The organism is Shewanella sp. DAU305, from assembly GCF_026802235.1.
GTDB classification, from domain to species: Bacteria; Pseudomonadota; Gammaproteobacteria; order Enterobacterales; family Shewanellaceae; genus Shewanella; species Shewanella baltica.
On record NZ_CP113808.1, the window covers coordinates 3,443,923 to 3,465,362 of the forward strand.

At 46.1% G+C, this 21,440-nt stretch carries 19 protein-coding genes; 3 read left to right on the top strand and 16 right to left on the bottom strand.

What is annotated here, in order from left to right; genetic code table 11:
* The first annotated feature begins 411 nt into the window (after positions 1–411).
* On the top strand, positions 412–2,076 hold the full coding sequence (gene asnB / locus OX890_RS14540) for an asparagine synthase B (protein ID WP_006087458.1): 1,665 nt from the start codon (positions 412–414) through the stop codon (positions 2,074–2,076).
* A 209-nt stretch (positions 2,077–2,285) separates the two neighbouring features.
* Here the strand turns inward: asnB and OX890_RS14545 are convergent, their stop codons facing one another.
* The 3 genes from OX890_RS14545 to OX890_RS14555 all read right to left on the bottom strand — a co-directional run bounded on the left by OX890_RS14545 (position 2,286) and on the right by OX890_RS14555 (position 8,089).
* Positions 2,286–3,428, bottom strand: coding sequence for a patatin-like phospholipase family protein (locus OX890_RS14545; protein WP_268649443.1), 1,143 nt, complete (start codon positions 3,426–3,428; stop codon positions 2,286–2,288).
* A gap of 226 nt (positions 3,429–3,654) precedes the next feature.
* Positions 3,655–5,901, bottom strand: coding sequence for a TonB-dependent siderophore receptor (locus tag OX890_RS14550; RefSeq protein ID WP_268650615.1), 2,247 nt, complete (start codon positions 5,899–5,901; stop codon positions 3,655–3,657).
* Between the two features lie 397 nt (positions 5,902–6,298).
* Entirely contained in the window at positions 6,299–8,089 is a 1,791-nt protein-coding gene (locus tag OX890_RS14555; RefSeq protein WP_268649444.1) for an acyl-CoA dehydrogenase C-terminal domain-containing protein, read from the bottom strand.
* 245 nt (positions 8,090–8,334) lie between these two features.
* Between OX890_RS14555 and OX890_RS14560 the strand changes: the two genes are divergently transcribed.
* Positions 8,335–9,183 carry a D-hexose-6-phosphate mutarotase gene (locus tag OX890_RS14560; protein WP_268649445.1) on the top strand — a complete coding sequence of 283 codons (849 nt, stop codon included), beginning with the start codon at positions 8,335–8,337 and terminating at the stop codon, positions 9,181–9,183.
* Positions 9,184–9,450: 267 nt separating this feature from the next.
* Here the strand turns inward: OX890_RS14560 and OX890_RS14565 are convergent, their stop codons facing one another.
* The 11 genes from OX890_RS14565 to yceD all read right to left on the bottom strand — a co-directional run bounded on the left by OX890_RS14565 (position 9,451) and on the right by yceD (position 18,184).
* Complete coding sequence (locus tag OX890_RS14565; protein WP_268649446.1) at positions 9,451–10,326, bottom strand: NAD(P)-dependent oxidoreductase; 876 nt, start codon at positions 10,324–10,326, stop codon at positions 9,451–9,453.
* Positions 10,327–10,634: 308 nt separating this feature from the next.
* Positions 10,635–11,114, bottom strand: coding sequence for an acyl-CoA thioesterase (locus OX890_RS14570; protein ID WP_006087464.1), 480 nt, complete (start codon positions 11,112–11,114; stop codon positions 10,635–10,637).
* A 118-nt stretch (positions 11,115–11,232) separates the two neighbouring features.
* Complete coding sequence (locus OX890_RS14575; protein ID WP_012088890.1) at positions 11,233–11,601, bottom strand: hypothetical protein; 369 nt, start codon at positions 11,599–11,601, stop codon at positions 11,233–11,235.
* A 233-nt stretch (positions 11,602–11,834) separates the two neighbouring features.
* A complete protein-coding gene (gene fabF, locus OX890_RS14580) occupies positions 11,835–13,073 on the bottom strand; it encodes a beta-ketoacyl-ACP synthase II (protein WP_012088889.1) in 1,239 nt (412 codons plus the stop codon).
* A gap of 243 nt (positions 13,074–13,316) precedes the next feature.
* Positions 13,317–13,550, bottom strand: coding sequence for an acyl carrier protein (acpP, locus tag OX890_RS14585; protein WP_006081231.1), 234 nt, complete (start codon positions 13,548–13,550; stop codon positions 13,317–13,319).
* A 164-nt stretch (positions 13,551–13,714) separates the two neighbouring features.
* Complete coding sequence (fabG, locus tag OX890_RS14590) at positions 13,715–14,461, bottom strand: 3-oxoacyl-ACP reductase FabG (protein ID WP_006081230.1); 747 nt, start codon at positions 14,459–14,461, stop codon at positions 13,715–13,717.
* A gap of 9 nt (positions 14,462–14,470) precedes the next feature.
* Positions 14,471–15,397, bottom strand: a complete 927-nt coding sequence (gene fabD / locus OX890_RS14595; protein ID WP_268649447.1) for an ACP S-malonyltransferase — start codon at positions 15,395–15,397, stop codon at positions 14,471–14,473.
* A gap of 62 nt (positions 15,398–15,459) precedes the next feature.
* Positions 15,460–16,419, bottom strand: a complete 960-nt coding sequence (locus OX890_RS14600; protein ID WP_006081228.1) for a beta-ketoacyl-ACP synthase III — start codon at positions 16,417–16,419, stop codon at positions 15,460–15,462.
* Positions 16,420–16,428: 9 nt separating this feature from the next.
* Entirely contained in the window at positions 16,429–17,457 is a 1,029-nt protein-coding gene (plsX, locus tag OX890_RS14605; protein WP_006081227.1) for a phosphate acyltransferase PlsX, read from the bottom strand.
* Between the two features lie 15 nt (positions 17,458–17,472).
* On the bottom strand, positions 17,473–17,643 hold the full coding sequence (rpmF, locus tag OX890_RS14610; RefSeq protein ID WP_006081226.1) for a 50S ribosomal protein L32: 171 nt from the start codon (positions 17,641–17,643) through the stop codon (positions 17,473–17,475).
* A gap of 16 nt (positions 17,644–17,659) precedes the next feature.
* Positions 17,660–18,184, bottom strand: coding sequence for a 23S rRNA accumulation protein YceD (yceD, locus tag OX890_RS14615; protein ID WP_006087468.1), 525 nt, complete (start codon positions 18,182–18,184; stop codon positions 17,660–17,662).
* 262 nt (positions 18,185–18,446) lie between these two features.
* On the opposite strand from yceD, the gene OX890_RS14620 reads away from it, so the two are divergent.
* Positions 18,447–19,031, top strand: a complete 585-nt coding sequence (locus OX890_RS14620) for a Maf family protein (RefSeq protein ID WP_268649448.1) — start codon at positions 18,447–18,449, stop codon at positions 19,029–19,031.
* A 195-nt stretch (positions 19,032–19,226) separates the two neighbouring features.
* On the opposite strand, the gene OX890_RS14625 is transcribed toward OX890_RS14620, so the two are convergent.
* Both OX890_RS14625 and rluC read right to left on the bottom strand, forming a co-directional pair.
* Positions 19,227–19,946, bottom strand: a complete 720-nt coding sequence (locus OX890_RS14625; RefSeq protein WP_268649449.1) for an HAD family hydrolase — start codon at positions 19,944–19,946, stop codon at positions 19,227–19,229.
* A 22-nt stretch (positions 19,947–19,968) separates the two neighbouring features.
* On the bottom strand, positions 19,969–20,928 hold the full coding sequence (rluC, locus tag OX890_RS14630) for a 23S rRNA pseudouridine(955/2504/2580) synthase RluC (protein ID WP_268649450.1): 960 nt from the start codon (positions 20,926–20,928) through the stop codon (positions 19,969–19,971).
* Between the last annotated feature and the right edge of the window lie 512 nt (positions 20,929–21,440).

The following is a 21,440-nucleotide window of genomic DNA, read 5'->3' on the forward strand; positions in this document are numbered from 1 at the left end:
GCAGTTATCGCGAAATATCCATCCTGCCACACCATTCTGCATAGGCTTATGCCATTGGTTGATGTCAAACTCGAGGCATTAACTGATTAAAAATAAAACACTTAAACGAGCCAACTCATTATTTATGGTCTTTTTTAACGGTTTTTCTGTCATCGACACTTTTTTAAAACACATTGTGAATTCCCCAAAACCCCTCATGCCAAACCAGACAATAAAAATAAATCATCAAAAATAACGTAAATAAAATGAATTATTATCAAATAAAAGCATTAAACACAAACATCTAAATCAACAAAAACACCAATAAACAGATAAAACATCAAAAATAGTGTTTGGCAAATACCTAAATTGCTGGCACATTAAACCTCAATTGAGACATCCTCAAATGACAGACAGTGTGGGAGTTGTACTATGTGTTCAATCTTTTCGATTTTAGATATCCAATCTGATGCCAAAGAACTGCGCCAAGTCGCGCTAGAAATGTCTAAGTTAATGCGCCACCGTGGCCCTGACTGGTCAGGTATTTATGCCAGTGATAAGGCAATTCTTGCCCACGAACGTTTAGCCATTGTTGACATTGAACACGGTGCTCAGCCACTGCTGACCGAAGATGGCAGTTTGATCCTTGCGGTCAACGGCGAAATCTATAACCACAAAGAATTGAAAGCCCAGCTAGGCGATAAGTACAGCTATCAAACCAACTCTGACTGCGAAGTCATTCTGGCGCTGTATCAAGAATATGGCACTGACTTCCTTGATAAATTAAACGGTATCTTCGCCTTTGTGTTATATGACAAAGCCCAAGACAGATACCTTATCGGCCGCGATCACATGGGTATCATCCCGCTATACACAGGCCGTGACGCTGCGGGTAACTTCTATGTGGCCTCTGAAATGAAAGCGCTGATGCCAGTGTGTAAAACCGTAGAAGAGTTCTTACCGGGCCAGTATCTGTATTCAAAAGATGGTGAAGCCGTTAAATACTATAGCCGCGATTGGCAAAGCTATGATGCGGTTAAAGATAACCCAGCTAGCCAAGAAGAATTGCGCGACGCATTAGAAGCGGCGGTCAAACGCCAATTAATGTCAGACGTACCCTATGGTGTGTTGCTATCAGGTGGCTTAGATTCATCGATCATTTCTGCCGTGACGCAAACCTTTGCTAAACGCCGCATTGAAGACGATGGCGAAACCAACGCTTGGTGGCCACAGTTGCATTCTTTTGCTGTCGGCCTTGAAGGTGCACCGGATTTAATCGCCGCCAAAAAAGTCGCTGATGCCATTGGTACGATTCACCATGAGATCCATTTCACCTTCCAAGAAGGCTTAGATGCGATTAAAGAAGTGATCTATCACTTAGAAACCTACGATGTCACCACCATACGTGCCGCGACACCTATGTATTTAATGGCGCGTAAAATCAAAGCCATGGGCATTAAGATGGTGTTATCGGGAGAAGGTGCTGATGAGCTATTTGGCGGCTATTTATACTTCCATAAAGCGCCAAACGCACAGGCATTCCACGAGGAATTAGTCCGCAAACTCGATAAGCTGCATCTGTTCGATTGTCTGCGTGCCAACAAAGCCATGGCCGCTTGGGGATTAGAAGCCCGTGTGCCCTTCCTCGATAAAGAGTTTATGGATGTGGCGATGCGCATCAATCCTGAAGCAAAAATGTCTAAGGATGGTCGTATCGAGAAACACATTCTGCGCCAAGCCTTTGAGCATAAATTGCCAAAAGAAGTGGCATGGCGTCAAAAGGAACAATTCAGTGACGGCGTAGGCTACTCTTGGATTGACGGTTTGAAAGAACAAGCTGCAGCGCGGGTGGATGATTTACAATTGGCAAACGCGAAATTCCGTTTCCCATACAACACGCCAGAAACCAAAGAAGCCTATTTCTATCGCTGCTTCTTTGAGGAACATTATCCACTGAGCGGCGCTGCTGAAACGGTTCCAGGTGGTAAATCCGTCGCCTGTTCAACGCCAGAAGCATTAGCTTGGGACGAAAGCTTACGCGGCATTATCGACCCATCGGGCCGAGCAGTGCGCTCAGTACACACATCAAGTTATTAATGGTCTAACGTTGAAGGACTAGGTTAATTAACTGGGCTGATGAGCAAGATTGATGAGCTAGATTAATCATCTAAGTTCATTAATTAGATTAATGAACTGGTTAAGACCGACAGCCACAATAGCCACCCTAGGGTGGCTTTTGTATTTCGATGCTGTTTACTTTTATTGCTTACTCGTGCACAAAATTGTGTCTTAACTCTAGAATTAAACTAGGCCGACAGCGCACTGAATGGCTTGATTTGAGCCTGAGCCAGAGTATGGGCATTAGTATGAACTTGAGTGTGTATTTGAGAGTGAGCCTGAGTATGAGCGTTAGTATGAAAATGAACATTCATCTGCGTCAACGCCATCGGATCTAAGCTTAAAAACAGCTTTCCGGCACTCATGCCCGCATGGTAATCATGGCGTAAATCGGCATCGGTACTCCCCAGTAACTTACTCTGCAAATTTTCAGCGGCAAAAATCTGCACTATCTCCACATCCTCTGGCGGATTTGCCATAAAATCCAATTCATCCTGATAGGCTTGTTCGTGCTGCACTAAATAATCTATGGTTTTCGGGCAAAAACCAGAAACACAAATCCAAGATTTGAGTTTATGCACCCAAGCCGATTGCGCCTGAAAATCCTCGCTCACAGTGCGGATCACCACAATTTTGCGGGCACCACGACGATAGGCCTCACGCACAGGTAAAGGCGCGGCTAAGCCGCCGTCGAGATAAAAATCACTGTCGATAGCTTCGCTCAATGCTGCGCTGTGATGCGACCCGCTATGATTAGCCGCGCCGTTATTACAGGCCTTGTCACTATTACAGGCATTATCATTTAGCCAAGGCGTGAGTTTCACCCCTTGTTTATACAAAAATGGCAATGCGCTGGAGGCTTTAAGCAATTCGCGCCATTGGCTTTTACTGCTTGGACTTAAAAAATAACCCTTGCGATCACTGGCATTGGTAGTGGTGATCAGTAACTGCCGATCACCGAGTGAGGCTGTCGCCGCGTTAAGATCTAATTTAAACATCCCTTGTCGCGTCTGCTCAAAATACCAATCTAAATCGACCACATTGCCGCCGACTAACCCCCGACCGAGTCGATAGAAGCGTTTATGGCGCGATAAACCGCGGATCAAACGTTTGGCATAACCTTTCTGACGGGCCAAAAAACTGCTGAGATTCTGTGAGCCAGCAGAAGTACCAATAAATAAATCAAAGGGATCGAAGCCGTCATCAAGCCAAGCATCGAGCACGCCTGCGGTGAAAATACCGCGTTGACCACCACCTTCTGCAATCAGGGCCACCTGTGGGCTAGCGTTAGATTGAGCGTCTTTGGAGGCTAAGTGGCTGACGGCGTGCATAGGGAAACCTTATCGAATAGTTCACATAAGACGAGTCTAAACAAGACGAATGAGAATGGATAACGGATAGAAGCTATCATCTTAATAGGAAAATACTATTAAGATAGTGTACAAGCATTAGCCGGTGATGATAACGACAGCAAATACTGGCAGAAATCACGGCAGTGATGAGCAAGGTTAGCCTGTTCGTCATCCTTAACGAACAAGCTATTTTCACATCAATGCATTAAAACTTATGACTCAGTTCTAACGTGATATTACGCGGCTCACCGGGAAAATGGCCATTACGTTCGCTAAACCCACTGACGGCATATTCTTTGTCGAAGATATTTTTAAGATTTAAGCGAACTTGAGTTTGATCCCACTGAGTCGTCCAGCTCATGTCAAAAATCGTATGGAGCTTCACTATTTGACCATCGAGGCTGAACTGCTCGCCCACATAATCCATACCAAAGGCAATCGCCGAATCGAGTGCATTGATATCGTAACGGGTCCATATCCCCGCTTGATGACGCGGCGCATTGGCAAAGTGCTTACTGTCGAAGGTATTGGTTAAACTGTCGTTAGTGACTCCTTTAACCACTTCAGTCTCGTTATAGGCATAGTTTGCCGTAACAGTCAGGTTATCGGTTAAATCCCCCACCAACGTCCATTCAACCCCTTGGCTACGCACTTCCCCTATATTGAACATTGCGGGAATACTCTCGTCATCGCCAGTGTATAAAGGATTTGACTGAGCAACATTTTGTTTTTCAATTTGATACACCGCGAGCGTGGTCATAAATTGGCCATCAAGCCAATCATTTTTCATTCCAAGTTCAACTTGCTTACCCGTTTCAGGATCAAAAAATCCGTGAATTTTGATACTCTCTTGATTAGATAGTGATGCAGGTTTAAAGCTTTCTGAGTAATTCAAATAAAAGGACATTGAATCGATTGGACGATAATTAAGCCCAGCTCTTGGCGTTATCGCGTTATCGCTGAAGGAGAAACCAGTCTTTTTATCATAGTCATCAAACTGGCTGAAACGCAGACCAGCAATCAATGACCACTGTTCATTAAAGTGCAGATGTTCCTGCACATACACGCCATAGCGATTAGCGCGGGTGCCATCGGTATCTTTGTTTTGCAGCGTGTAAGTACTAGGGTCAGTTTCACCATAATTAAGGTCAAAAATATTCAGGTTGCCAACACCTGTTTTATCCGTCGCCAACTTGTAGCTATATTCGGTTTCAACATAGTGATAATCGCCACCAAACAGGAACTCATGTTCAAAACCTAAGGCATCGAATGCATAAACAAAATCATTGGTTAAACTGATTTCATCGTTGGCACGAGCTTGCACTCGGTATTCACGCTTAATGGTGCCATCACCCATAATGGGCTTTTTATTGGCATCTAAGGTCGCCCAACCTCTCGATTCATGATATTGCTGCGTGGAATCATTATTCAGATAACGGATCTGAGTCTTGACCGAGAAGTTATCGGTGAATTGATGATCGAGAATCGATTGCAGCACCAGTGCATCCATCTTCTGGAAGTCACTCTTCTCATTGGCATTATAGGATGGCGCAACAAGGAAATTACCGTCATTATCGACAGGCACGCCGCGCAGTCGATTGCCGCCTAAATCCTGCTTAATGATATCGAAGGTCGTGGTGAGCTTAGTATCATCACTGATTTCGTAGAGTAACCCACCCGCCACTTCAGCATTTTGGCTATCGGCATTATTTCGAAAGCTATCTTCCTGCTGATAATAGGCGCCAAAGCGATAGGCGAGATTTTGGGTTAAGCCGCCAGTCAAATCCAGCGAGCCCCCCATCATATCCTCGCTGCCGGTGCTCAATGTCAGCTCTTTACTCTCAACAAAAGTTGGTTTTTTAGTGACATAGTTGATCATGCCGCCGGGTTCACCACCTCCATAAAGTGCCGATGCCGGGCCTTTTAACACTTCAACCCGCTGCACATTAAACAGTTGCGGCACAGAAAATCCCGAATAGGGATCGCCCCTTACCCCATCATAAAAGACGTTGGCATCGTCACGGAAACCGCGAAAGGTCACGCCCGAATAACTGAACTCACTCACGCCAGCGATTGAGCGGTATAAATCGGTAATATTGCGCGCTGCTTGGTCAACGATTAACTGCTCGGTCAGCACTTGCACCGACTGCGGCAATTCCATCACATTAATCGCCGTCTTAGTGCCAACCGTTGTTTCTTTATCGACGTACATTTGCATCGCGCGGCCATGGACGGCAATACGCTCAGGTGCTGCGAGTTTTATCTCCTCATCGGTCGTGGCTTGAGTCGGTGCAGGACTTGCAACAGATGAACTCGTAGACAAGGTCTGCTGTGGAGCCTCTTTATCGAGTACAGTTTCAGCGGCGAATGCCGACTGATGTTGAGCGAGTGCAAGTGAAATTAATGAGTAGGCGAAACGAGTCTTCACAGAATGTCCCCAGCGCAAGCGCATAAAAATGGCATAAACCAAAGGGTTTACAAATGTATTCAAACGAATTGGCCGTCATTATAAAGAATGATTTGCGAATGACAATAATTATCATTTAAATTTACATAAGTGTGAAATCTGTTAGGTAAATAGCTAGCGTCAGCTCACATAACCCTTGTTGTGTTTGGTTATGACTAAAACGAAAAGAGCGTCAGTAGCACGGACCTTAGATAGAAGTTTTAATGTGGGACAAGCAAGAGGCTCACAGTATCGAGCTCAATACTGGCGTGGAACCTAAGAATGAAAACAAGTTAAAGATTTAAACTATACAAAAATAGAAACCAGCGACAATGCGCTGGTTTTTGAGCTTTTCTTAAGCTGTTCTTAAGCAAAGGCTTCACTCAGCCTATAAGGTGAATGCTTAAAAGATTGCTTCATCCAATTGTGTGAGCATTTCACTCGCCTGCTCGATTTGCTTACGCAGACTGCGACCTTGCACCGCCCAGTAAGCCATGTAGAAATCAGCAGTTTTCAATTTAGCTTGGTAAAATGCGGTTTCTTCAGTGCCCTGCTCCAGCGCCGCTAATGCAACCGCGGCACTTCTGGCCCACATCCACGCCAGTGCCGTCACCCCAAATAACTCCAAATAAGCCATTGAAGCTGCGCCAATAATGTCTGGATTGGTCGCCGCATGGGTCGCTAAATAACCACTGGCCTTTTGCAAATCACCTGCACAATCCATTAAACCACTCACATAAGGTTGCATCGCCGCATTCGTGCTATGCGACTTAATGAACTCAGTCACTAGAGCCGACCATTGCTGCATCGCCACGCCGCGGTCGCTTAGCAACTTACGCCCCACTAAATCCAATGCCTGAATGCCGTTAGTGCCTTCATAAATCAGCGCAATACGGCTATCACGCACAAATTGCTCCATGCCCCACTCATGGATATAACCATGTCCACCAAACACTTGCTGCGCATCGACACAGGCATTAAAACCACGGTTGGTGATAAAGCCTTTCACAACGGGCGTGAACAGGGCCGCTAACTGGGATGCCGCTTTTGCTTTGGCGGGAACGGTATGGCGCTCAGCTTCATCGAGCCACAAAGCTTGTTGTCCAACTAAGGCTCTTGCGCCTTCATTAAAGGCTTTTTGCGACAGCAACATACGGCGCACATCGCCGTGAACCAAAATCGGATCGGCGGCTTTTTCGGGTGCTTTGGCACCGCTTAAGGCGCGGCTCTGTAATCTGTCTTTGGCATAAGCCAGCGCATTTTGATAGGCAATCTCAGAGACACCCAGCCCTTGCACGCCCACGCCTAAACGCGCTTGGTTCATCATAGTAAACATGGCGCGCAGTCCTTGGTGTGGCTCACCAACAAGCTCGCCCAGCGCAGCTTCAAACACCATCACACAGGTGGAGTTACCGTGAATGCCCATCTTATGTTCAAGGCCGCTGGCATATAAAGTGTTCGGCGCGCCTAGGCTACCATCGCCATTCACTAATACTTTAGGTACCGCAAACAGAGATATACCCTTCACGCCTTCAGGTGCATCCGGCAAGCGGGCTAATACTAGATGCACTATGTTGTCGGTGAGTTGGTGATCGCCTGAGGAGATAAAAATCTTCTCGCCAGTGATAGCAAAAACACCTTCGGATACTGGCACGGCTTTGGTGCGTAATAAGGCTAAGTCAGTACCGGCGTGGGACTCGGTCAAATTCATTGTCCCAGTCCATTCACCGCTAACCAATTTACTCAAATATTTTTGCTTAAGCGCATCACTGCCGTGGGCATGGATGGCGGCATAGGCGCCATGGGTCAAACCGGGATACATGGCAAAGGCCATGTTGGTTGCCGTTTGTATCTCAGTGGCAAAAATCCCCACCACTTCTGGCAGGCCTTGGCCGCCATATTCAGGATCGCAGGTCAGCGTTGGCCAGCCATTATCAACAAACTGCTGATAGGCATTATCAAATCCTTCGGGGGTAATCACCTTGCCATCTACCAACTTACAGCCTTGCAGATCGCCGACACTATTGAGCGGCAGCATGACTTCAGTACTAAAGTCAGCCATACCTTGCAGGATCGCATCAACAAGATCTGGATCGATTTCATCGAACCCCTTGAGAGCATCTTGCTGATAAATATGTAACATTTCATTGAGGATAAATTGATAGTCGCGCAGCGGCGCTTGATAGACTGGCATAATCGCTTCCCTTTTCTTGTTAGACTGCAACTCACTAAGTGATCTGACCACTTTGATGCTCTGACCACTTTAGCTAAATTTGCCGAAAAAGAAAGCACCCCAACGGCCAGCAAAGACTTTTGTTTACACAAACGAACAGCGAAACCGTAAATTGATCGCAACAAAGCCTTATGTTATAGCGGAAAACTTTGTAAGCTAACTGCCTGTTTTTCTGATATGCCAGCAGAGTTAAGGATATTGCAACTATGGGTTCTGTCACTACTAAAAAGCACGCCAACGGGCTCGATTATGTCGAAGTGAATACGGCGTTATGTCAGGCAAGAATTTTTTTGCAGGGCGCGCAAATAGACTATTTTCAACCCGTAGGAAAAGCACCTTTGCTGTGGGTTTCATCGGCTGACGATTATCAACCCGGTAATGGGATCCGTGGCGGTGTGCCCGTATGCTGGCCTTGGTTTGGCATGAGTAGTGAAGCAAACTTCCCCCAACACGGTTTCGCCCGCACCCGCATTTGGGCGCTGGAATCGGTAGAAATGCGTAATCAGTTAGTGGATTTACGTTTTAGCTTAAAAATCAGTGAGCAAGATAAAATCTATTGGCCGCATAACACTCAGGTCAGCGTGTTATTCACCCTAGGCGACACCCTGAGTATCAGTCTTGTGAATACCAACTTAGGCGATGAAACCGTGACGCTGACCCAAGCGCTGCACAGCTATTTCCCGATTGAGGATATCCACCAACTCAAAGCCAGCGGTTTTAGTGGCTCAAAATACATCGAATTTGCCGAGGGGCCTTATCCACAAACCACGGATGAAGTGCGCTTTGATCGCGAGACAGATCGCGTCTATACCGAACTCGGCCCTGTGCAATTATTGCATACGCCGCAGGGGATAATTGAAGTCAGCCGCGATAACAGCCAATCCGCCGTATTATGGAATCCATGGATTGAAAAGTCACAACGCCTTGGCCGGTTTAATCCAGAGGATTATCTGACCATGGTCTGCCTAGAAGCGGCCAATGTGTTAGAAGATAAAGTCGTGCTTGCCCCAGGTGAAACCCATAGTTTAGTGACGCATATTCGCTGGAAAGACTAACGATTTAATATCTTATTTCTTAAAATCTGGAGCTTAAAATCTAGAGCTTAAAATCGAGGGCTTAATATCTAGTTCTAAATCCTAGTCAAAAAACGATACAAACAAAAATGCCCAGTCCTATTGCCGACGCTATCGGGACTGGGCATTTTTCTCAGTGCGAAATCTGAGTGTTTATCTCTCCGAAAGCTAAGTTTTTATCACTTCGAAACCAGAGTTTCTATCACTACAAGACCTAAGTTTTTATAACGATGAAACTTAAGGTAAAACTTATTTCGCCGATTTTTCTAAACGTGCCAACAGGCTAGACGTATCCCAACGGTTACCGCCCATGCCCTGTACTTCTGAATAGAATTGATCGACTAACGCGGTTAATGGCAAGTGTGAACCATTGCGGCGAGCTTCTTCTAAGGTGATGCCTAAATCTTTACGCATCCAATCGACGGCAAAACCAAAATCATAGCTTTGGCCCCACATCGTCTTGTAGCGATTTTCCATTTGCCAGCTTTGCGCCGCGCCTTTACTGATCACTTCAATGACTTTCTCGCCATCGAGCCCTGCCTTGCGCGCAAACTGTAATGCTTCAGCTAAACCTTGCACCACACCCGCGATACAGATTTGGTTCACCATCTTAGTTAACTGACCCGCACCAACCTCACCTAAACGCTCGGCGCAGCGGGCAAAGGCTTCAATTACAGGTTTAACACGGGCAAACACAGCTTCATCGCCACCAACCATCACAGTCAAGGCGCCATTTTCAGCGCCCGCTTGACCGCCAGAGACTGGTGCATCGAGGAAATCAATGCCCTTTTCTGCTAACACTTGATGAAGCTCGCGGGCGACATCGGCCGAAGCCGTTGTATGGTCAACCAGCACAGCGCCTTTTTCCATGCCATGAATAACGCCATCACTGCCTAATACCACTTCACGCAGATCGTTATCATTGCCCACGCAAGTAAACACAATATCTTGACCCTGAGCCGCTTCCTTTGGCGTTGGGCAGCAGCGTCCGCCATAGGTGTCGACCCAAGTTTGTGCCTTGGCAAAAGTGCGATTATAAACAGTGACCTCATGGCCTTTGTTCAATAAATGCCTCGCCATGGGATATCCCATTACGCCTAAACCAATAAATGCGACTTTTGCCATGAAGTGATCCTCAAATAGGTAAACAAGGTGAATCAAGTAGAAATTGCTGAATCGAGTTGTGTTTCGTCTGCCCAATATGTTACCGCTAAAACCTCAACAACAAATACTAATAAAGTTCCAGTAAGTGTTTCAATCTATGGATTCAATTACGGATGTTTATTTAGGGAAATAGGCAGTGAAAAATAATGGCGGCAGTTTAGCACTCATCCTGCACAGCGTCAGATTGAAATCGGACCGACAGGCAAACGCACCTTTCGGCAGAGACAACAAAGGCGCCTTAAGCGCCTTTGTTGATTTAATTTATGGGGCTATTTCACCACGTGGGCTTCCATTTCGGCGCCAATCTTTTTACGCATTTCCATCAAGCGCAGTGCAGAATCGCGCAAATGAATATCATGTTCAGTCTGTGGTATCCACTCAGGCACTGGCGTTGGCTGGCCATGTTCATCAACAGCTACCATGATCACAATACAGTGGGTAGTGAGATGACGTTCAGAAACTTTAGGATCGCCCGCCCGCACATCGATACCGATATGCATAGAAGTTTTCCCCGTATAAATCACCTTAGCGCTGACTTCGACTATGTTGCCCACTAAAATGGGTTGCACAAAACGGATCCCGCCCGCATAGGCAGTAATACAATATTTACCGCTCCAACCCGCTGCACAGGCATAGGCCGCGAGATCGATCCACTTCATCACAGCGCCGCCGTGGACCTTACCACCAAAATTTACATCCGCAGGCTCTGACAAAAATCTCAGGGTACTTTGTCTATCGATACCAGCCATATAACCTCAACTTATTCAGCCACTGTGGCTCAATGTCTTCGTGCAATAAGCTGAGTTTACGATAGAAATCCCCAATAGCGTAAAGATAATTACGATTGGCCTCGCCAAAGAATTCGATTTAACCAAAGTGACTAATAAGCACGCAGCAAAGCAGTAAACTCGGCAGTGCTAAGCGGTAAAGCCATAGCTGTAGCGCGCTGCTAACAAATCGTGTGCCCTTCGCAAAAGTGTACACACCTAAGCCAAGCATGAAGAAACCGAGCACTTCAAGTCCCGAGGACATATTGCTGTCGCCACCGACATTAATCGCCGTCACCAATAAGGCAAACCAGACGACCACGTAAGCGGCTATTGCTAAGGTAAAAGTCTTGATCCCTATGTCCATGTTAGGATGCCAAACTTTAAATTCACCGCGGATCAATTCGGTCAGATTGGCCGTTAATGCGCCGATGAGGGGGACAAGCGGGATCACCGCAGGGTTTAACATGACACACTCCATCAAGATTAAATATATCTGTCATTATCTGTGGCCAATAGAATTAAACAAGCTTGATGAACAAAGGTTAACGTCATGGATATCAGGTAGTTAGAAAGTGATTCTTATCACAATAAAGGCGTAAAATAATGCTACTCAATTCACAATCTCAATGGATTTTATCCATAAAAAATGCGCCCTCAGGCGCATTTCTTCACTGTTTTTTTGCACTATCAATGCAAGTTTTACACTTTCTTAAACAGTAATGAACCGTTAGTCCCACCAAAACCGAAGGAATTACACAGAGCGTAATCCATCTTCACGTCACGGGCAGTATGAGCAACAAAGTCTAAATCACAACCTTCATCTGGATTATCCAAATTGATGGTTGGCGGAACAGCTTGGTCGCGCAGTGCTAGTAAGGTGAAAATCGCTTCAACTGCACCTGCAGCACCTAAGAGGTGACCCGTCATCGATTTAGTCGAGCTAACCAGTACTTTATAGGCGTGATCGCCAAATACAGACTTAACCGCTGCCGCTTCCGCTTTATCACCCGCAGGCGTTGACGTACCGTGGGCGTTGATATAGCCAATTTGCTCCAGTGATAACTTAGCGTCATTAATGGCATTGACCATAGCCGCAGCAGCGCCAGCACCGTCGCTTGGAGGCGATGTCATGTGGAAAGCATCACCGCTCATACCAAAACCGACTAACTCGCCGTAAATGGTCGCACCGCGCGCTTTAGCGTGTTCGTACTCTTCCATCACCATCACACCCGCACCGTCACCGATCACAAAACCATCACGGTCTTTATCCCATGGACGACTTGCCGCAGTCGGATCGTCATTGCGTGTCGATAATGCTTTCGCAGCGCCAAAACCTGCCACACCTAAAGGAGAAGTAACATCCTCAGCACCGCCCGCAACCATCACGTCGGCATCGCCATAGGCAATGGTACGCGCTGCAAAACCGATATTGTGCACACCCGTAGTACAAGCGGTCGTCACGGCAAAATTTGGCCCTTTCATGCCAAACATGATCGACAAGTGACCCGAAATCATATTGATAATGGTACTAGGAACGAAAAAAGGAGAAACCTTACGCGGACCGCCGTTGACCAGTGCGCTGTGGTTTTGTTCAATCAACCACATACCGCCCATACCAGCACCAATAGCCGTACCGACACGACCTGGGTTTTCTTTGCTCATATCTAGACCTGAGTCTTTGATAGCTTGAATGCCAGCCGCCATACCATATTGAATAAAGAGGTCCATCTTACGGGCATCTTTTTTCGTTAAGTATTGCTCAACATCGAAATCTTTTACTGAACCACTGAAACGAGTGGTAAATTCACTGGCATCAAATTTGGTTATCGGTGCAATACCACTCTTACCAGAAAGCAAAGCCTTCCAAGTAGTATCGACAGTATTGCCCACTGGAGTTACTAACCCCAAACCGGTTACCACTACACGACGTTTAGACACGGCAGTCACCTTTACCTTTAAATGCTAAATTTGTTAGTTCTGATAGATAAAACAAGGTTTTCTATCATTAGACAATTTCTTAAATAACGTTTATTTAGAAAAATTCGCCAATCTGCGGCGAGCATCTCGTGGATAACAATTAAAACACGATCCAGAGACGATTGAATGGCACGGGGGCAGAATTTGACGGGGGTAAAACAAAAACAGGCGGCAAAAATGCCGCCTGTCTTCAAGAATTCAGAATTACTGATTCTTAGAAACGTAGTCGATCGCTGCTTGAACAGTAGTGATCTTTTCAGCTTCTTCATCAGGGATCTCGGTATCAAACTCTTCTTCTAGAGCCATAACCAACTCAACAGTGTCCAGAGAATCTGCACCCAGATCGTCAACGAAAGATGCCGCTGGCTTAACGTCTTCTTCTTTAACGCCCAGTTGCTCTACAATGATTTTCTTTACACGTTCTTCGATGTTGCTCATTAGTTTTCTTTCCTATTCAAATTACGCACTTGCGTAAGATTGCGAGTAGTTTATTAGATTTGGCTGACAATGCAAGCTTAGTTTTCGTGGTCTAACCACGAAATTTCACTATCAATTGATACAGATCACTACTCAGTTGCGACAGAAATCCCTGCCATTCGCCCTTAAACCATGTACATGCCGCCATTCACATGCAAAGTTTCGCCTGTGATGTAAGCGGCTGAGTCCGAGGCCAAGAAGAGCACTGCGTTCGCAATTTCTTGCGCTTGCCCTAATCGTTCCATCGGAACCTGTGACATGATAGCTTTTTGCTGCTCTTCGGTCAGCTCATCTGTCATATCGGTCTGGATAAATCCAGGAGCGATAGCATTAACTGTAATTTGACGAGATGCAACCTCTCTTGCAAGAGATTTTGTAAATCCAATCAAACCCGCCTTTGCTGCCGAGTAGTTAACTTGACCTGCATTACCCATGGTACCTACCACTGAACCGATATTGATGATTCGGCCAAAGCGCTTTTTCATCATGGTACGCATCACAGGTTTTGATAGTCTAAATAACGATGTCAGGTTAGTGTCGATAATATCCTGCCATTCATCATCTTTCATCCGCATCAGCAGATTATCACGGGTTATACCCGCGTTGTTGACTAGAATATCAACATCACCGGCTTTTTCTTTGATCGAGGCGAATAAATGTGTAACAGATTCACTATCTGTGACATTAAGCACTAAACCAAAACCTTTGTCACCCAGATATTCTTGGATCGCCGCAGCGCCCTTCTCACTGGTTGCGGTTCCAATAACAACGGCACCGGCTTCGACCAGTGTCTCAGCGATCGCACGGCCAATACCGCGGCTCGCACCAGTCACCAAAGCCACTTTGCCTGTTAAATTCAGGTTGAAACTCATACAAACTCCTTACTCAGTTAATGCTGCTAATGAAGCGACATCATTAACCGCTTGGGCTGATAGTGATTTATTAATTCGTTTTGCTAATCCTGTCAATACTTTACCAGGACCACATTCCACCAGTTGGGTAATGCCTTTTTGGGCCATTAGCTCAACAGTTTCGCTCCAGCGGACAGGACAATATAACTGACGTACTAATGCATCTTTAATGTCATCAGCAGAGGTGGGTGATGCCACATCAACGTTGTTAATCACAGTAATCGTTGGGGCATTAAACTGTACATCGTTTAATGCCACGGCCAGTTTATCCGCCGCTGGTTTCATTAATGCGCAGTGTGATGGCACGCTGACAGGTAAAGCAACTGCCATTTTAGCGCCCGCTGCTTTACACGCCGCAGCTGCACGCTCAACCGCGTCTTTTTGACCCGCGATAACGACTTGACCAGGGCTGTTGAAGTTAACTGGGCTCACCACGTCGCCTTGAGCCGCTTCGGCGCAAGCATTCGCGATACCCTCGTTATCTAAACCGATAATGGCATACATGGCGCCTGTGCCAGCAGGAACCGCTTGCTGCATCAGTTGACCGCGTAACTCCACCAACTTAATCGCGTCTTTAAAATCCATGACTCCGGCGCACACTAAAGCAGAATACTCGCCTAAGCTGTGGCCTGCCAACATGGCTGGCATAGCTTTGCCTGAAGCCAAATAGGCACGCCAAATCGCCACGCTCGCCGCTAATAGAGCTGGCTGGGTTTTATCGGTTTCATTTAAGCTTTCAACAGGACCTTGCTGAACCAATGACCACAAATCATAACCTAAGACGTCACTCGCCTCGGCAAAGGTTTGCCCGACAACGGCGTGTGATTCGGCAAGCTCGGCTAACATGCCTAGGGCTTGTGAACCTTGGCCTGGAAATACAAAAGCAACATTTTCCATATTCAAATTACCTATGGCTAACTTAATTTATTGAAAAATCATGTGGAAAACACATGTAGAACTTAGAAGCGAATGAGCGCACTGCCCCACGCAAAACCGGCACCGAAGGCCTCAAGCAGCAGGAGTTGTCCACGCTGAATCCGGCCATCACGCACGGCTTCATCTAATGCGATGGGCACAGATGCAGCTGAGGTATTACCGTGTTTAGCTAAGGTCAATACGACTTTATCAAGACTCATATCGAGCTTTTTGGCGGTAGCATTGATAATACGGAAGTTAGCTTGATGTGGCACTAACCAATCAATTTCTGACTTATCGATATTGTTGATGCGCAGCGTCTCAGTCACAACATGGGACAATTGAGTCACTGCCACTTTAAAGACATCGTTACCTTTCATGGTCATAAAACCGACCGCTTCAGAGGTTTCGCCTTGGCGTGGTGGGAAAGCGCATTTCAATAAGTCGCCTTGGCGACCATCGGCATAAATGTGGGTAGAAATGATCCCTGGCGTTTCAGATGCACCAATCACAACGGCGCCCGCACCATCACCAAATAAAATAATGGTTGAACGATCTTCTGGCTCACATAGGCGAGACAGCACATCGGCACCAATCACTAAGACTTTTTTAGCCGCGCCCGTTTTAACAAATTGGTCGGCAACAGATAAAGCATAAACAAAGCCTGAACAAGCCGCTGCGATGTCGAATGCTGGAATGGTATGCACGCCAAGCATGGCTTGGATTTCACAGGCCGCAGCCGGAAAAGCATTGGGGGCACTGGTGGTGCCGCAAACGATCATGTCTAAATCTGATGCTTCTATGCCAGCCATTTCCAGCGCTTTGAGTGCCGCTTGGTAGCCCATAGTTGAAACGGTTTCATCGAAGGCCGCAATGCGACGTTCTGATATACCTGTACGTTCAACAATCCATTGGTCAGTGGTTTCCACCATTTTTTCCAAATCTTGATTGCTACGCACCTGCACTGGCAGATAACTACCAGTTCCGAGAATTTTTGTATGCATAAGGAGGGATCAGTTATTTATATCTAAAAGAATCGACTCCAAACGATCTTTTATCATTTCAGGGAGTCGACGTTGAGCTTCCGTTACTGCCAAACTAATTGCTTGTAAATAGGCAGTTTCATCCGCGTTTCCATGGCTTTTTACAACTATTCCGCGCAATCCTATCAGACTTGCACCGTTATAGTGGTCGGGGTTCATCTGACTAAGGACCGCCTGAATACGTGGGGCGATAAGTTTAGCCAGAAAACGAACGAATAAACCTTGGGTTAGTCCCCGTTTTAACTGATGTACCAATAACTTGGCAATACCTTCTGAGGTCTTGAGCGTGATGTTACCCACAAACCCATCACAAACAATCACATCCACATTACCGGAGTAGATTTCATCGCCTTCGATAAAACCTGTGTAATTGATTTGATCTGTGTGTTGCAGCAACTGCGCCGCTTGCTGAACTTGATCGTTACCTTTAATTTCTTCAATGCCCACATTGAGCAAGGCGACTTTTGGCCGAGATTTCTTATCTACCGCTTCGCACAGGACAGAGCCCATCACGGCAAATTGAAATAAGGTTTCCGAGTCACAGGAAATATTCGCGCCCAAATCCAATAAATAAACCGGTTTTTGGGTCACCGCAGGTAAACAACTCACTAACGCAGGACGGTCAACGCCAGGTAAGGTCTTCAGCAACACTTTCGCCATTGCCATCAGCGCACCCGTGTTACCGGCACTCACACAAGCTTGCGCGCGGTCGTCACGCACTAACTCAATCGCCAATCGCATGGAACTGTTTTTACGTGTACGCAAAGCATGCACTGGTCGATCGGACATACTAACGACTTCATCGGTATGAATGATTTCTATGCGTGAAAGTAAATTTGCTTCCGCTTGACGTAGATAGACATCAATTTCAGTCTTGTCACCGACTAAAATGATTTTAAGAAAAGAATGTAATTGTAGTGCCCGCAAGGCTGCAGGCACTGTGACGTGGGGGCCATGATCACCACCCATTGCATCTAACGCAAGCGTCAGATTCGTCATTAGGAAACCAACAAATTACTTGTTGATTACCTTTTTACCGCGATAGAAGCCATCTGCAGTCACATTGTGACGCATATGGATTTCACCGCTGGTAGCGTCTACAGACAGCTGAGCAGTGCTCAGTGCGTCATGTGAACGGCGCATTCCGCGCTTTGAACGTGATTTTTTGTTCTGTTGTACAGCCATTGGCCTGTCTCCTAGATTACTTGCTCTTCAGTTTTTCTAACACTGCAAACGGATTTGGACGCTCCTCATGAGCGGGTTCGATCTCGCCTACAACCATGTCTTTAGATCCAGCACTGCAATCAATTTCTTGATGCATTGGGATTATCGGCATAGCGACTATCAATTCATCTTCGATCAATTGATGTAGACGCACTTCGCCAATTTCATTGCACTCAATTGGGTCATACGCATCCGGGAGCTCATCGATTTCTGCCTTAGTCCGGCATGGACCGAAGCAAAACTCGACCGTAACCTCAGTGGTAAATAGCGTCATGCAACGTTGACATATCAGAGTGAGCTCCGTCACAGCCTTCCCTTTCAGGTAGACTATCCCCTGTAAATCTACGCCACATTCAAGCGACACTGCCACATCGGAACAGTCGCCGGCACATAACTCATTTAATCTTTTCAATTGCACACCAGGAACAACGCCCTGATAAACTAGGCGACTCGAGGCGGCGCGAAATGGATCAATTGAAACCGGTATCTTTACTGTTTGCATAAGGCGCGCATATTATAGTTTGAAAACGCTAGAGTCAAAGAAAAAATTCTAACTTAAGTCCCAGTTTGCGACTTAAGCCTTTCTCCAGCCCCAACATTGAAATTGACGGAAGCGAAATAGTACCCAAGCACGAGGTCGCATACAAGCATAAGCCGACTAAAATAGTCGCATTCACGGAAAAGAAACCGTAAAAGACGAAACTCTTGCACTCTCTAGCGCAGATTGGTCACAATATGAGTCACTCTTTTGCGGATATCCTATTATGCCAACCCCATTAATCTTAGCTTCGACCTCTGTATACCGACAGTCTTTACTGCAAAAACTCGGTCTTCCCTTCGAATGCTGCAATCCTGATATTGACGAAACGGCGCATATCGATGAATCGGCCCATGCCTTAGTGCTGCGATTAGCCAAAGCAAAAGCCGTCGCAGGTGCAGAACAATTCCCCGATGGGCTGATTATTGGCTCCGATCAAGTTGCCGTCATTGATGGCAAGATTATCGGTAAGCCCCATCATTTTGATAATGCCGTCGCGCAGCTCACCCAAGCCTCTGGCAAGGCCATCACCTTTTATACTGGTCTTGCACTCTATAATGCCGAAACGGGCGCCATGGCCGCCGAGGTTGAACCCTTTACTGTTCATTTCAGGCATCTTAGCCATGCGCAGATTGTCGCCTACATAGAAAAAGAAGAGCCCTACTACTGCGCGGGCAGTTTTAAGAGTGAAGGCTTAGGCATAGCGTTATTTACCGAGCTTGAAGGTCGCGATCCGAATACCTTAGTTGGCTTACCACTGATATTACTGACAGAAATGCTGTCGGCCCAAGGTGTAGACGTTCTCGCTTAACCGGCTTACACGTTAGCTTTTTCGTTTACTAAGGTTTTGCTCAGCGTGCTCTGTTTATTAAATCGATTAAGCACACCCAAAAATGCCGAGCAGCAGATTCGTTTCATTGACGGGAAGATGGGACGTAAATAAAGGTAACAAAGAAGTACTCATGCGTAGCGGCATGTATTGCCGCTTCAGCATTAAATAGCAGTGCTAGAGGTATTGCAGCAATTGCGCAGGAGAGTCAATCAAAGCGATAGGTCCTGCTTGCAGTAACTTTTCGGCACTGTGGGCGCCATAGGTCACGCCAATACTATCAATCCCGGCATTGGCCGCCATGGTCAAATCCAGCAGAGAATCACCCACCATCAAGGCTCGGTTCGGAGCAATATTCAATTCTTTCAGCAAACTTGAGATCATTTCAGGATGGGGTTTGCTGTGCACTTCATCGGCGCAGCGTGATGCAACAAAGTATCGACCTAAGCCCGTTTGCGCAAAAACGCGGTCAAGCCCTGCACGGGCCTTACCGGTTGCAACAGCTAATTGATAACCTTGAGTATGTAACTCATCGATTAAAATAGGTGCTTGTGCAAAGAGTGGCGTTGGCGTGGTGTCTAAATGCAAATATTGTGCTTTAAACTCAACGCGCATCTGCTGATATGGATCATCTTCGCCTTGGCTAAATGAATTTTTAGGATGCTGCTGATGCTGAGAATTGGCAGAAGAAGCGCTGAGATTGAGCCCATGAGGAAACAGGACTCGCAGCGCTTCAGTCATAGAAAGACCGATGATATCGCGAATATCGCTTTCGGTTGGGATAGGTAACTGCAATGCCTTAGCCATATTTTCAATACAGGTGATAATTTTACCGATGGAGTCCATCAGGGTGCCATCCCAATCGAAAATCACTAAATCGTATTGCTTTATCTTCATCCTTGAAACCTATCCCCGTCGATTACACACGCTTTAACTTATCTAATAATTGCGACAAGTTTTCATCTAAGGGCGCAGAGACCCGCATCACTTCATCATTTTCAGGATGAATGAACATCAACTCAGCCGCATGTAAAAAGAGTCGAGTTAAGCCTAATGACCGCATGCTGTCGTCAAACCCTTGCTCGCTATATTTATCATCACAGGCGATAGGATGACCCGCAAATTGGCAATGCACCCGAATTTGGTGAGTACGTCCAGTGACAGGGCTTGCCTTCACGAGAGTACAACCTTGGTAACGCTGCATAATTTTAAAGCGCGTTTCAGAAGGCTTACCTTCCTCATTAACACGCACTATGCGCTCACCGGATTTAAGGGTGATTTTTAATAAAGGCTGTTTAACGGCTTTATCTTGAGCAGACCATTCACCTTTCACTAAAGCCAAATAGTCTTTCTGCATCTTTTTATATCTGAGCTGATCATGCAGATGTTTAAGCGCGCTACGCTTTTTCGCCACCAACAACACACCCGAAGTATCTTTATCGAGACGATGTACTAGCTCTAAAAACTTTTGTTGAGGACGCAGTGAACGCAATGCCTCAATCACCCCATAATCGACTCCACTACCACCATGCACAGCAATACCAGCAGGTTTATTCAGCACGATCAAATGATTGTCTTCGTGCAAAATACGGTCTTCGAGTTGCGAGACTTTGCTTAAGTTAGGCGATGGTGCGGTACGATTATCTGGCTCTGCCACTCGGACAGGCGGAATACGCACTATGTCGCCAATCTGCAACTTGTACTCGGGTTTAATGCGTTTCTTATTCACTCGAACCTCGCCCTTGCGGACAATGCGATAGATCATGCTTTTCGGCACGCCCTTCAGCTTGGTCATTAAGTAGTTATCGATACGCTGTTCGAAGTGATCTTCATCAATCGTGATCAACTGAACCTGTTGTGGGGTGGATTCTATATTCATGATGCGCCATCTAATTATAACGGCCGCCATTGTACAACAACTGAGAAGAATTGTGCCTTTCCATTGCTGAATTTTTTGATTATTGCTATATTTCACCAGCGATTAGGGATAAGCCGTGAATAAAGTGTTCACAACGCCCCGATCCCAAGCGGAAAATTTAACGGATAAAAAAACATTTTCTTGATAGCAAGTCATTGATTTGCGAATCGTATAATAAGTAAAAATACCATAAATGCGTTTTTTACGATTAAATCGAGAAAGTCGCCTTACTTTAATAAGGTTTACCCTAGATTTTCCTCCCCGATTTCGAAGGATATTTTAACTTGTCGTCAGACAAACCGATTCGACTTGGGCATTACCGGAAAGAAACTAAAGAATTTATGGGGTTGGTTGATGTTTTACAACGAATTCCTTGTTTTTGTAATCATTAAAAAATAAGCCATAAATAGGATGCGACACGCAGCGACTGCGTCTAACAGCAATGCGCACCTCTTGCCTAGCCACCAGCCGTG

What these genes read in the sequence shown, in the direction of transcription:
- OX890_RS14600 (WP_006081228.1), bottom strand. Translation starts at nt 16,419, where the DNA reads ATGCATACAAAAATTCTCGGAACTGGTAGTTATCTGCCAGTGCAGGTG.
- OX890_RS14565 (WP_268649446.1), bottom strand. Translation starts at nt 10,326, where the DNA reads ATGGCAAAAGTCGCATTTATTGGTTTAGGCGTAATGGGATATCCCATG.
- rpmF (WP_006081226.1), bottom strand. Translation starts at nt 17,643, where the DNA reads ATGGCTGTACAACAGAACAAAAAATCACGTTCAAAGCGCGGAATGCGC.
- rluC (WP_268649450.1), bottom strand. Translation starts at nt 20,928, where the DNA reads ATGAATATAGAATCCACCCCACAACAGGTTCAGTTGATCACGATTGAT.
- OX890_RS14575 (WP_012088890.1), bottom strand. Translation starts at nt 11,601, where the DNA reads ATGTTAAACCCTGCGGTGATCCCGCTTGTCCCCCTCATCGGCGCATTA.
- acpP (WP_006081231.1), bottom strand. Translation starts at nt 13,550, where the DNA reads ATGAGCAACATCGAAGAACGTGTAAAGAAAATCATTGTAGAGCAACTG.
- OX890_RS14560 (WP_268649445.1), top strand. Translation starts at nt 8,335, where the DNA reads ATGGGTTCTGTCACTACTAAAAAGCACGCCAACGGGCTCGATTATGTC.
- OX890_RS14550 (WP_268650615.1), bottom strand. Translation starts at nt 5,901, where the DNA reads ATGCGCTTGCGCTGGGGACATTCTGTGAAGACTCGTTTCGCCTACTCA.
- fabG (WP_006081230.1), bottom strand. Translation starts at nt 14,461, where the DNA reads ATGAGTTTCAACCTGAATTTAACAGGCAAAGTGGCTTTGGTGACTGGT.
- asnB (WP_006087458.1), top strand. Translation starts at nt 412, where the DNA reads ATGTGTTCAATCTTTTCGATTTTAGATATCCAATCTGATGCCAAAGAA.
- OX890_RS14570 (WP_006087464.1), bottom strand. Translation starts at nt 11,114, where the DNA reads ATGGCTGGTATCGATAGACAAAGTACCCTGAGATTTTTGTCAGAGCCT.
- plsX (WP_006081227.1), bottom strand. Translation starts at nt 17,457, where the DNA reads ATGACGAATCTGACGCTTGCGTTAGATGCAATGGGTGGTGATCATGGC.
- OX890_RS14545 (WP_268649443.1), bottom strand. Translation starts at nt 3,428, where the DNA reads ATGCACGCCGTCAGCCACTTAGCCTCCAAAGACGCTCAATCTAACGCT.
- OX890_RS14625 (WP_268649449.1), bottom strand. Translation starts at nt 19,946, where the DNA reads ATGAAGATAAAGCAATACGATTTAGTGATTTTCGATTGGGATGGCACC.
- OX890_RS14620 (WP_268649448.1), top strand. Translation starts at nt 18,447, where the DNA reads ATGCCAACCCCATTAATCTTAGCTTCGACCTCTGTATACCGACAGTCT.
- yceD (WP_006087468.1), bottom strand. Translation starts at nt 18,184, where the DNA reads ATGCAAACAGTAAAGATACCGGTTTCAATTGATCCATTTCGCGCCGCC.
- OX890_RS14555 (WP_268649444.1), bottom strand. Translation starts at nt 8,089, where the DNA reads ATGCCAGTCTATCAAGCGCCGCTGCGCGACTATCAATTTATCCTCAAT.
- fabD (WP_268649447.1), bottom strand. Translation starts at nt 15,397, where the DNA reads ATGGAAAATGTTGCTTTTGTATTTCCAGGCCAAGGTTCACAAGCCCTA.